11 protein-coding genes are annotated in these 10655 nt (G+C 37.8%); 4 read left to right on the plus strand and 7 right to left on the minus strand.

The window, feature by feature from the left end; all coding sequences use genetic code 11:
• Nucleotides 1-152: 152 nt before the first annotated feature.
• From P9B04_RS06885 to P9B04_RS06900, 4 genes are all read right to left on the minus strand, one after another.
• Nucleotides 153-326 carry a hypothetical protein gene (locus P9B04_RS06885; protein WP_342054256.1) on the minus strand — a complete coding sequence of 58 codons (174 nt, stop codon included), beginning with the start codon at nt 324-326 and terminating at the stop codon, nt 153-155.
• 272 nt (nt 327-598) lie between these two features.
• Nucleotides 599-2137 (minus strand): serine/threonine-protein kinase, encoded by a 1539-nt coding sequence (locus tag P9B04_RS06890; RefSeq protein WP_342054257.1) that lies wholly within the window; start codon nt 2135-2137, stop codon nt 599-601.
• A 74-nt stretch (nt 2138-2211) separates the two neighbouring features.
• Entirely contained in the window at nt 2212-2655 is a 444-nt protein-coding gene (locus P9B04_RS06895; protein WP_342054258.1) for a hypothetical protein, read from the minus strand.
• A 213-nt stretch (nt 2656-2868) separates the two neighbouring features.
• Nucleotides 2869-4014: an anhydro-N-acetylmuramic acid kinase gene (locus tag P9B04_RS06900; protein ID WP_342054259.1), complete on the minus strand. Its 1146-nt coding sequence runs from the start codon at nt 4012-4014 to the stop codon at nt 2869-2871.
• A 187-nt stretch (nt 4015-4201) separates the two neighbouring features.
• On the opposite strand from P9B04_RS06900, the gene P9B04_RS06905 reads away from it, so the two are divergent.
• Complete coding sequence (locus P9B04_RS06905) at nt 4202-4978, plus strand: hypothetical protein (protein ID WP_342054260.1); 777 nt, start codon at nt 4202-4204, stop codon at nt 4976-4978.
• A gap of 67 nt (nt 4979-5045) precedes the next feature.
• Nucleotides 5046-5639, plus strand: a complete 594-nt coding sequence (recR, locus tag P9B04_RS06910; RefSeq protein WP_342054266.1) for a recombination mediator RecR — start codon at nt 5046-5048, stop codon at nt 5637-5639.
• 200 nt (nt 5640-5839) lie between these two features.
• On the opposite strand, the gene P9B04_RS06915 is transcribed toward recR, so the two are convergent.
• The 3 genes from P9B04_RS06915 to P9B04_RS06925 all read right to left on the minus strand — a co-directional run bounded on the left by P9B04_RS06915 (nt 5840) and on the right by P9B04_RS06925 (nt 7182).
• The gene (locus tag P9B04_RS06915; protein WP_342054261.1) at nt 5840-6013 is read right to left on the minus strand and encodes a DUF2949 domain-containing protein; all 174 of its coding nucleotides are present in this window, start codon (nt 6011-6013) and stop codon (nt 5840-5842) included.
• A gap of 3 nt (nt 6014-6016) precedes the next feature.
• Nucleotides 6017-6148: a hypothetical protein gene (locus tag P9B04_RS06920; protein WP_342054262.1), complete on the minus strand. Its 132-nt coding sequence runs from the start codon at nt 6146-6148 to the stop codon at nt 6017-6019.
• 107 nt (nt 6149-6255) lie between these two features.
• Nucleotides 6256-7182, minus strand: coding sequence for an AAA family ATPase (locus P9B04_RS06925; RefSeq protein ID WP_342054263.1), 927 nt, complete (start codon nt 7180-7182; stop codon nt 6256-6258).
• 224 nt (nt 7183-7406) lie between these two features.
• Between P9B04_RS06925 and P9B04_RS06930 the strand changes: the two genes are divergently transcribed.
• Complete coding sequence (locus P9B04_RS06930; RefSeq protein WP_342054264.1) at nt 7407-9167, plus strand: serine/threonine protein kinase; 1761 nt, start codon at nt 7407-7409, stop codon at nt 9165-9167.
• A 27-nt stretch (nt 9168-9194) separates the two neighbouring features.
• Nucleotides 9195-10523, plus strand: a complete 1329-nt coding sequence (locus P9B04_RS06935) for a serine/threonine protein kinase (RefSeq protein ID WP_342054265.1) — start codon at nt 9195-9197, stop codon at nt 10521-10523.
• Nucleotides 10524-10655 lie beyond the last annotated feature (132 nt).

A 10655-nucleotide genomic window follows, 5' to 3' on the forward strand; every position in this document is an offset into this window, starting at 1 on the left:
CGGGGCGATCGCTGATTGAAAACTCCTCAACAATTCAGTTAAAGTATTCGTAATATGTTTTCAAAACTCATGGGGATTATTCAAGGTTTGATAAGGGGGTTATGGCTCTAGCTTAACCCAATTAAACAGCAAGAGTCCCCATTTTCTGTTTTTTATTGAGTTAATACCCTTTCTGCGCCTTCTCTAAGTCTTCTCTCTGTTTTTTCTTCGTCTTTTCTTCGTCTTTTTGCCTCCAAGCCTCCCCAACTTTTTCCCGTTTTTAGCGATCGCCGTGATTGAGTGGTGTTCTCATCAGAACGGAGCCGAACTGATCTGACAGCCCACATCAGCTTTTCCCAAAACTCCTATCCCCAGTCGCTTTCACCGAATTCCGGTCGATGCGACATTTTTGCGTCGCTCCCCTCAATACCTTTCTAGCGTTAAAGAATCAATTGTATCAGTCACTGCAATCATAACCATAGTAATCTTGATTGTTGGATTTATTAGAGAAAGTCTTTTGTGATATGGTTGAATGCTATTTTTTGTCTAACTTCCCGGCGAAGCAGGGCCGATCCAAAATCCGAAGTCCGAACTCCTAACACGGAACTCAAATTATTAATTACCGATGAGAACCATTACGACAAGTGGTGTAGGTAGTCTTGAGTTTATTTTCAATAGTTGGTTTTAACTTCTCAAATTCCTGTTTTAACATTCGCTTGGTAATTTGAGGTTTACCTCCTCGCAACAGTTGACTTTTATCTGCCCATTCTTGTAAATTCTTACACTGGTTGAGAGCAATATTAGTTGTTACAACGTGCTGACAAGTCTTGCCTTTTTCCAGAGAAAAAAACAAAATCCAATAGGAACCTAACTCCCCCAATAGACGAGCAAACCGTTGACCGGATGAACTTTTGAGATCCAAATAACAGGGTAACCATCTCGGACCGTGTTCGCGATGATAGAGTACAGTGATCCACAAAATCATCGGATGGGGACTGGTAATAAACACAAACTGATTGTAACGAATACTAGAGAGACGATTGGCAATATCTTCTTCATCAAGCATCACCCACAAACTGCTAAAATTTCCCTCAGAAGCACGAACAATCTGAGGAAATACGATTTTTTGTTGTGGTTTGTCATCAGGCCAAGTCATTTTTAAGCAAATATCGTCTCCTTTAGGACAAGGCCTTCTTAAAGTTGGTCTAGTGGACTTATTAACCGTCGGGTTACTATTGGCCACTAAAGTTTCTTGTTGTGATTCTAATTGAGGGGGTTCTAAGTTTTCTAATTTCTTTAAAATTTCTGTGGGGGTTTGAGGACGTTGGCTAGGATCTTTAGCCATACATTCTAAAAGTAAACTTTCTAACTTAGGAGGAAGACCTAATTTAGCTGGAATGGGTTTGGGTTTGGCGTAGTGATGAGCTTCGTACCAACCCCCAAAAGAAGAATTTTCAGGGAAAATGGGCATTTCTCCTGTGAGCATTTCGTACATCATGATCCCCAGACTGTAAATATCCGAGCGACTATCGAGTTCTTTCCCTTCTATTTGTTCTGGGGAACAATAGGCCAAAGTTCCCATAAAAGACTGGGTTTGAGCTTCTCCGGACTGGATTAATTTAGCAATACCAAAATCGAGAATTTTAACCAACTCTCCTAAAGCGGGATCTTGAATTACTAAAATGTTACTGGGTTTGATATCTCGGTGAATAATGGGACACATCTCCCCTTCAAACATAATCCCTTTGTGGGCGCATTCGAGACCAAAACAAATTTGCTGGACAATTTTTAAAAATCTGGGTAGAGATAGAGGCCGAAACTTAATAACTTCGTTGAGACTTTCCCCTTTAAGAAATTCCATCACGTAAAAAGGGATCTCTTTTTCGTCTACCCCATAATCTCGCACTCTTACAATATGATTACTTTTTTCCCCCAAAAGAGCAGAAACTGTAGCCTCTCTCTCAAAACGCTCCCGCATCTTACTGTTTAGTAAAGCTTGAGACAAAAATTTAACAGCAACAGTGACACCGCCGAGCAATTTATCTTCAGCACGATACACTTGACCCATCGCACCGCTGCCCACCAGATCGATGAGTTGATAACGGTTAGCCAATAAGCGACGTTGATGAGTTTCTTTCATGGTAACTGGGGGATTCATAATGGTTCATTAATGGTGAGAGCAATCAAAAATTAGGGGTTGGGGATAACAGGTTTGAGGAGAGAAAATGAACATCATAATTGACGCTCAAATGTCGCCTCCATCGTGCTAGTAAGGTAATGACCAGTAAGCAGACCACCAGAGAAACGGTAGATATTATGATTAAGGCGGTAAAAGGTTTCAAAGCCACTACGTCGCTGGCGATCGCCTAATACCCAATAGCGTTGAATAATCGAGTCTGGGCCGATCCATCCTTCCCCTTCCACTTTTCCTAGATCGCTTTGTTGAAGAACGTAACTATATTCTCGTTCTTCTCCATCCAGGTGTCCTCGATATTGGAAGGCAATTTCGGGGCGATCGCTCTGGGGAAATACCAATTTAGTAACCATGGTGAACCAATTATCATTACTCCAAGCCACGATACTTTTCCCTTTGACGGGTAGGGGCATTTCGTTGCGTTCGAGCCAGTTTCCCTCGATTGTCCAGCGTCCTGCTTCCATTAAAAAGTTATGAGCCAAGATACCACTCCTTAATCTCTTTTACTATAGAATTTGAGTCCTATGGTGGGAAAAAATAAGGTTAATCTTATTCGCCAAAGAAAAGGCAATTTTTTTTGTTTCAAGGTTCAGAAAAGATTTTTTCTGATTCAATCCTCTAACGGCTATCACTCTTAGGTTTCTCTACTTTAGATTTCCCTAAATTCACAGAAAACTAACAGGTCTCAAGCTTTTTTAAATCGGGTGGTGAACATCTCCCAGTAACCTTTCTTGCTTAGCTCCTGTTACCTGGGGTAGATTACCTGATATCTTACTTACGTATCGCCAGTAGGCTAAAATAGCGAAAGCGATCGCTTCTTTAAAATCGCTATTCATCCCTACTTCATCGGTGGTTGTGACTCTAGTTTGCTCAGGAAAATGGTCTTGAATTCTTTTTTTTAGATATAGGTTATGAGAGCCTCCTCCGCATAACAAAATCTCGTCGATGGGATCTTGGATAAAATTCCTGTAACTATGGGCAATTGAGGCTGCGGTTAAATCTGTTAGGGTGGCTAAAAAATCGCTTTCTGATAAGTTGTATTTCTGTGCGTCTTGCCAACATTGTTCTAAATAGTCTGACCCAAATAATTCCCGCCCAGTGGATTTTGGGGGAGGTTGCTGAAAAAAATCTTGCTTTAACCATTGTTGGATTAACTCTGGGTGTGGGTTTCCTTTGGCTGCCCATTGACCATTTTTATCGTAGGTTTTTTCCCCGTTGCTTAATTTCTGTACCGCTAAATCCATTAGGATGTTACCAGGTCCAGTGTCCCAACCTGTGACCTTATGCTCCCAATTTTGGTTTTTTTTGGCTGGTAAATAGGTGACGTTACCGATGCCACCGAGATTCTGCACACAACGATATTTATCAAAGTCGCTCAATAGATAGGCATCTACTTTAGATACTAGGGGCGCACCTTGCCCGCCAGCTGCCATATCAGCTACCCTGAAGTTATTAACGGTGGGAATTCCTGTTAAATTGGCAATTAGTTCTCCTCTTCCCAATTGGAGGGTATAACCTATTCTTTCTTTCGTTGGGGGACGATGATATACTGTTTGTCCGTGGGAGCCAATTAATTCTATGTCAGGATGGGTCTGTTTTATTTTTTTAACTGCTTCGACAAAGCAGAGGGCAATTGCTTCATCCAATTCGGCATAGGTTTCCATTGATAGGGGTTTTCCCCCTGCCACTTCTAAAATTGTTTGTCTTAGTTTGTCTGGATAGTTATAATTAATCCCAGACAATAATTCAATATTGAAATCTAATTCTTTTCCTGTAATTTTCACTAGAGCAGCATCGATACTGTCCACCGAGGTACCGCTCATTAATCCCAGACAATACATAATTTCTAATGGATAAATGATGATGAATACTTGATAATTAATCTGCTAAATATCCATTAGCTAGGTTTGAAGGATAATTAGGGTTAAAGTATTTATTATATCACCCCTAGACTTATTGTATCTAGGGGTTTATCATTTATATAAATTTCGTTAAATAAACCACAAAAGATTATTGGGAAACGCTAAAATGTCTGCCCCAGAAGAACTCACTACTGAGGTATCGCAACCTACTGAATCCGAAGAAACTTCAGCTACCGGACCTGAAGTCGAGGAAAACCCTATTCTTTTTCAAGCGATTGGAACCTTAAAAGGGAAACCGGAACAAGATGAAGAGGATAATTTTTTGCTCCGTTTGGGGGGCAAACGCTATAAATTATTCATTGCAGGTTATCGTTATCAAGCTTGGCTCAAACAAATGGCAGCTAACCCCGATAAACTGCTGTTTTTGCGAGTTTATCCCAAATGCTTGATGATTCCCCGCAAAGATCCTCAGATTTATTTTCAAGTGGCTGCCTGGGAAGAAGAAAACCCTTGGGAGGAAGAACCAGGTATGTTCAAATTCAGAGGGGTTTGGCAGTTTGTTCCCCAAGTGCGAACGCCGGTTATTTCTGTTTATCGTAACCAGAATGCCAATGATCCGAAGGGAAAATTTAAAGCTTCCCATCTTCCTGTTTTGATGCGTCGAGAGGATGATGCTAAACCTTTCCGCTTTAACCCGAAAATATCAAAAGAGGAGTTACCTCCCCGTTGGTTTATTCAAGGAAATTTTAAATTCATACCGTCTCGTAACTGTTGGGGATGGGATAAAGATTTAGAACCTCCAACAAAAAAAATCCCCCGTTACAAGAAACCAGTTAAGGCGACTACTGAAGGACAAGGACCCCCAAGGGTACATAAAAAACCTGTTAAAAAAATAGATAAACCCAAAAAACCGACTACTCAGAAAGAAGAATCCGATGAGTAAGTCATAAATTAACTGTTCTCTAACTTTTTTATTATTAATTGTCTAATTAAATTGGGAGAAAAATTCTATTTATACACCCCCTTTAGCTCGATTAATTGAACAACTACAACGTTTGCCCGGAGTAGGTCCAAAAACGGCTCAGAGGTTGGCTCTGCATATTCTCAAACGTCCTGATAACGAAATTCAAGCTCTTGCTAAAGCGTTGATCGATGCTAAGAAGCGAGTAGGATTATGTAAGGTTTGTTTTCATTTTTCTGAACAACCTATCTGCGATATTTGCCGTAATCCTAACCGTGACTCACAAACGGTATGCGTGGTGGCTGATTCTCGTGATGTTATTGCTTTGGAAAAAACCCGAGAATACCGAGGAAAATACCATGTACTCGGTGGCGTTATGTCCCCTATGGATGGTATTGGTCCGGAACAACTCTATATTCAGCCTCTAGTACGGCGAGTAGCTCAAGAAGGGGTAAAAGAGGTTATCCTGGCTATTAGCCCAACTGTTGAAGGGGAAACAACTACCCTATACATCGGTCAACTTCTCAAACCTTTTGCAAAAGTGACTCGCATCGCTTTTGGTTTACCTATGGGGGGGGATTTAGAATACGCCGATGAGGTAACGTTGGCGCGGGCGTTGGAAGGACGAAGAGAACTAGATTAATTGTTTAATATGTAGCGTTTCTCAGTCTTACGACAATAACTGTAAAACTTAAGTTGGGAGTTGGGTCTATTGTTAATAAATGATAGGTGTTTGAGGCTACTAATTTTGGCAAGTTCTTTATAAATTTGCCTATATTTAACTCAGATTATAAAGTCTGACAAATACGGAACTTGATACAACTTTATTTTTCTAATTTTTCCTCACTCTAACCAGTCAAAAATTCTCTCTAGCTGAGTCATATCGATTAAACCATATTTCCATAGTTGCATCGGGACTTGAGCAGGAATGGCTTGAGTGTGTCGCAAGGCTAGATTAATCTCTTCTGCTGGAATATCTAACTCGTCTTGTAAAAAAATGATTAAATTTTCTAACATAATTTAGGGTTTCCTTCTTCGGTTGCTAATGGGTATGGGAATCATTACAGACTCAGTTTCTGCTTGATGTTGTTGGCTTCTGAAAGCCACAACAATAGCGACTAAGGTAAAAAGTGCAATGATCACGTTACTCATATTTCTGAGCCTCTTGTAAACTTATGTAAACTATTTTAATCATCTGCTAAAAAAATTGCAAGGAACCTTGTTAGACTCCTTGCAATATGTTAGAAATTTTGATTGAGTTAGGCGGCCATTAGTTCGGGTTCTACTACCTGCGATCGCAATAACCGTTCCATAATGGCATGAGGTTGACGACCATTGGCCACTATCAGACGATGGGATAGAACATAGGGTGCGATAAATTTAACGTCATCTGGGGTGGCATAATCTCTTTCTTCGAGGAAGGCAACCGCTTGGGTAGCCCGTTGTAGAGCCGCCGTACCCCGAGGGCTTACCCCTAAGCTAATATCATCATCGGTTCGGGTTGCGCGCACAATACCGAGCATATACTGTTGTAAAGATGGGGTCACTTTCACCAAGCTGGTTAAACGTTGTAATTCTTCTACATCTTCTAAGGAAATACAGGGTTTCAGTTCTTCCACTCTAACCTGTTGTAACTGGTTTTGTAACATTTGTAATTCTTCGGTCTCGCTAGGATAACCCATACTCAAAGAAATTGTAAAGCGGTCCATTTGAGCTTCGGGAAGGGGGAAAGTTCCCTGAGATTCTACGGGGTTTTGAGTGGCGATCACAAAAAAAGGTTTAGGAACTCGTCTCGCTTGTCCGTCGACTGTTACTTGTTTCTCTTCCATCACTTCCAAAAGCGCAGATTGGGTTCTTGGAGTGGCGCGGTTAATCTCGTCAGCTAATAATACGTTAGCAAAAACAGGACCAGGTAAAAATTCAAATTCTCGACTGTTGGGGTTCCAGATATTGGTTCCGGTTACATCGGTAGGAAGTAAGTCAGGGGTACATTGAACCCTTTGGAACCGTCCATGAATGGAACGAGCTAAAGACTTGGCAAGGAGAGTTTTTCCCACACCGGGAACATCTTCGAGTAATGCGTGTCCCCCGCTCAGCAAAGCGACAATAACGAGGCGAATGGGCTTTTCTTTACCAACTATGGTGCGACTGAGATTATCTGTGAGGGCGACAATTTTATCTCTCATGGGAATTATTGGGGATAATTAAGTATATGATCCATGCTTAAGTTGCCCATTTTCTTCATTAAATTTTACATTGAGTTAAAAAAGTCAACCTAATCTTTTTGATTATGTATAAGTTAAATGTCTATAGTTGCAAAAAAGTAAAGAATATATCTCAGTCACGTTGAGTTTTTTGATCATTTTGGGAACACTTACTATGACTTTAAAATTTCAGGGATATTTTCCCTATGTTGGAACCTCAACAAATCTTTTGCGATCGCTATCAACTAAGCCAATGTTTAGCCAATAATGCAGGTCGTCAAACTTGGTTAGCTAAGGATATTATCTCATCTCAAAATCAATCTGTTATCGTTAAACTGTTGGCTTTTCATCCCGAAATGCACTGGGATGACTATAAATTGTTTGAACGAGAAGGTGATGTTCTCAAGCAACTTAATCATCCAAAAATACCCAATTATAAAGACTATTTTACCATAGAAAAGAATACGGAAGCAAGTCTTTGTTGGTTTGGGTTAGTGCAAGATTACATTCCTGGCAAAACGTTACAGCAGGTATTAGAAGAAGGAGAACATCTGACAGAAGAACAAGTTAATAATATTGCGGTTCAAGTTTTAGAAATTCTCCAATATTTACATAACTTTGAGTCTCCTATTTTACACAGGGATATTAAACCGAGTAATCTGATTTTGACGGAAGATGAGGAAATTTATTTAGTTGATTTTGGGGCGGTTCAAAATGCAGCCGCTATCGAAGGTGTTACTTTTACTGTTGTAGGAACAACGGGTTATGCACCGCTAGAACAGTTATGGGGAAAAGCTGTTCCTGCATCGGATTTATATGGATTAGGTGCAACTTTAATTCATTTATTAACGGGTGTTTCTCCTGTTAATTTACCTCAAGATAATTTAAAAATTCAATTCAGCGATCGCTTAAGTATTGATACTTTTTTTGTTAAGTGGATTGAGCGATTAATCGATCCTGATTTAAACACTCGTTTTAAGTCAGCAAAAGAAGCGTTAATATCCCTAGAAACTAAGCGTTTTCCTAAAGACAGTTTACAAGCTGTTGTTTTACTTTTTACTAGTAAGATAAAAATACAAGAATCTTCTCACCAAGCTATTTTATCTATTCCAGGAAAACTTTTAACTGTATTTTTCAATCGAACTAACTTAACCTCCAAAATCATAACTATTGTTTTGGATGTGCTTAAGTTATCAGGAATTATTTTTATTATTATCGTTACTATAAGTGTCGGCTTATTTGTGTTGAATTTATCACCATTTTTTAGAAATTTATTCCTGAGTATTATAGCAATTTCCCATTCCATATTAGTTACTCATATTGTTTTAGCTCCTGGTGTGTTTATTGCCTATCATTTTAAAAAAAGGTTTAAACAAATTCAATCATCTCATCATAAATTTACGAACTCGTATATATTTAAAACAATGATAGTTCTTCTTTTATTATCTTGGCGAGTTTCTTTGCCTATTTTTATGTTCCTGGGTATTTATTTGTTTTGTGCTTATATAATTTTGATTCTCTTAAAGTCGGAACTGAAAGTAATAAATCAGTTGTTTTCAAAAATCCAAACAGTCTCTAATAAAATTCTCTCTCATACCATATTATCTCGCCTACTAAATAACTTGAGTGGTTTGGGTTTTGTACGAATTGGTCGATTTACGCACTACGAAATCAATATTTATTCCGATTATAAATTAATTAGACTTAAAAAAAGTTTTACTAAGTTCTCACAAATTAAGTCTTATCACATTTCTCAACTTAAGTTTTTTTATATCGATAAATTCAATAATCTAATTATTCAACAAAAGGACTCTAAAAAAAAGGAAAAATATTATTTATTTTTATCTCACCAAGAAAAACTATGGATAAGTCATTACTTAAAAAATCGTTTAGAAACTATCAATGAATCTAAAATAACAAAATCTAATTTTGAAAATTATCAAGATAATGGCACCATTCAATTATAAACTTAATTACTGTTATTAGTTAACATTATGACAACCTTTGATACTATTCTCAATCAACGCTATCAATTAGAAGAAAAACTAAGTGAATACGCAGGTCGCAAAACTTGGCAAGCAATCGATTTAGAAACATCTGCAAAGGAAAAGGTGATAATTAAACTATTAGCAGTTAACTCGGATGTTACTTGGGAAGCAATTAAATTATTTGAAAGAGAAGCACAAGTTTTAAAAACATTGGATCATCCTAAAATACCTAATTATCGAGATTATTTTACTCTAGATAAACAACAATCTGATTTAACTTGGTTAGTAACAGTTCAAGATTATATACCTGGAATTTCCTTAAAACAATGGCTAGAAAAACATCGTCAAATGACGGATAAACAGGTGTGTCGTATTGCCTCAGAAATTTTAGAAATTTTGATTTATTTACACGAATTAAATCCTCCCATTATTCATAGAGATATTAAACCTAGTAACCTAATTTTAGGGGAAGACGGTCATATTTATTTAGTGGATTTTGGGGCTGTTCAAGACAAAACTCGCCAAGAAGGTGTAACATTTACTATTGTTGGATCGAATGGTTATGCACCTCCAGAACAATTATGGGGTCAAGCAATTCCAGCATCAGATTTATACGCATTGGGAGCAACTTTAATACAATTATTAACAGGTAAATCTCCCTCGGAGTTACTACATAATAATCGTTTACAGTTCAGTCATGAAATCGAATTAAGTCCTAACTTAACTGCCTGGTTAGAACAATTAATTAATCCTGCACCAGAAAAGCGAATTCAATTATCCCGTCAAGCTTACGAACAACTACAATTGATTTTACAAGCAAATAATAAAAAAGAGCAAAAATCTGAAAATTCTTTTTTAAAACAATTAATAATTGGTAGTATTCTCTTAGTTTCTACAGGGCTTACATATTTTATTTATCAAAAATATCTGGTTCCGCAAAGATTAGTGCATTTTTTACCGATGGAAATGGAAAGAATATTTCGTTATCAAAGTGCATTTTTTACTGAATTTGGTCAAATGCCAGAAACATTTGAAATATTGGAAAAATCAATGAATTTTTCAGGGAGTCCCTTAAGGGATAATTTTATCTACGAGTTCAAGCGAATTGACCCTTTCACAATAATAACTTATGGTCGTCCTAAAACTAGGAATTCATGGACCCCAGAGGTTATGGGTGTACTTCATATTAATTATCGAGCAGCCCATATTAACCATATTATTTGCACCAGAAATAACCCATTTGTAAAAATTAAAAGTAGACCTTTACCAGTCATGAAAATAGAAAATCAAAAACGTTATTTTAGCTGCCCAAAAGGTACAAAAAAATCTAAGTAAACTTTCTGTATCTTAAACTTACCGCAATCAGTAATGATTCATGAGATATCTTGTTTCCCAGCTACCAGTTATCAGTTATCATACCAAATCCGCTCTTTTTAACCCCCTTATAAAACCCTTTACTAATAGATG

It is taken from the genome of Crocosphaera sp. Alani8 (assembly GCF_038442745.1).
GTDB lineage: Bacteria > Cyanobacteriota > Cyanobacteriia > Cyanobacteriales > Microcystaceae > Crocosphaera.

What these genes read in the sequence shown, in the direction of transcription:
- P9B04_RS06890 (WP_342054257.1), bottom strand. Translation starts at nt 2,137, where the DNA reads ATGAATCCCCCAGTTACCATGAAAGAAACTCATCAACGTCGCTTATTG.
- P9B04_RS06915 (WP_342054261.1), bottom strand. Translation starts at nt 6,013, where the DNA reads ATGTTAGAAAATTTAATCATTTTTTTACAAGACGAGTTAGATATTCCA.
- P9B04_RS06925 (WP_342054263.1), bottom strand. Translation starts at nt 7,182, where the DNA reads ATGAGAGATAAAATTGTCGCCCTCACAGATAATCTCAGTCGCACCATA.
- P9B04_RS06920 (WP_342054262.1), bottom strand. Translation starts at nt 6,148, where the DNA reads ATGAGTAACGTGATCATTGCACTTTTTACCTTAGTCGCTATTGTTGTG.
- P9B04_RS06935 (WP_342054265.1), top strand. Translation starts at nt 9,195, where the DNA reads ATGACAACCTTTGATACTATTCTCAATCAACGCTATCAATTAGAAGAA.
- P9B04_RS06885 (WP_342054256.1), bottom strand. Translation starts at nt 326, where the DNA reads ATGTGGGCTGTCAGATCAGTTCGGCTCCGTTCTGATGAGAACACCACT.
- P9B04_RS06905 (WP_342054260.1), top strand. Translation starts at nt 4,202, where the DNA reads ATGTCTGCCCCAGAAGAACTCACTACTGAGGTATCGCAACCTACTGAA.
- P9B04_RS06900 (WP_342054259.1), bottom strand. Translation starts at nt 4,014, where the DNA reads ATGTATTGTCTGGGATTAATGAGCGGTACCTCGGTGGACAGTATCGAT.
- P9B04_RS06930 (WP_342054264.1), top strand. Translation starts at nt 7,407, where the DNA reads ATGTTGGAACCTCAACAAATCTTTTGCGATCGCTATCAACTAAGCCAA.